The following is a 479-nucleotide window of genomic DNA, read 5'->3' as shown; positions in this document are numbered from 1 at the left end:
TTACCGTGTTTTGCCTTTAACAGGGGAAGCATGGTATTGCGTGAAAAGTTAACGTAGTGGTCCATCGCTTTGCTCATTGCTGCGACTTCATCTTGCATACCTGGCACTGTGTCTAATGAGCTCAGTAGGCGTGAGTTTTGATCGCGTTTTTGATTAAGCGTTTCAACGAGTGTGTTTACATCATCAGGGTTGAACAAGCTATAGATTGCTTTGATGCGCATGCCGTAACTATTGTCGACGATTTCGCTGAGTTCTTCTTTATGTAGAATGAGTTGATCTGTTGCTGTTGATACATCTTTAAATGCGTTTTCCAGCTTGTCACCACCGATGATGACACCCGTCAAAAGTAATACGACGGAAAAGAGTACTGGAATAAGAATTTGTATTTTAATTGATAAGCCACTGAGAAGTTGGCGCATGAATTGTCCCTCTATAAATAAGTAAATGAGCCGATGCAATTGCTTTTATTATAATTATCC

Annotated in this window: 1 pseudogene; it reads right to left on the bottom strand. The window is 40.3% G+C overall.

Going from position 1 to position 479, the window contains the following annotated elements:
* Window positions 1-419: pseudogene (locus AB4496_RS24680) on the bottom strand (methyl-accepting chemotaxis protein); the annotation flags it as partial.
* Between the last annotated feature and the right edge of the window lie 60 nt (window positions 420-479).

Origin of the sequence: Vibrio sp. 10N.222.46.A1, from assembly GCF_041473595.1 — a bacterium.
Taxonomy (GTDB): domain Bacteria; phylum Pseudomonadota; class Gammaproteobacteria; order Enterobacterales; family Vibrionaceae; genus Vibrio; species Vibrio tasmaniensis_A.
The sequence above is the reverse complement of the archived record's forward strand: the minus strand, read 5'-3'. Positions and strand labels throughout refer to the sequence as shown.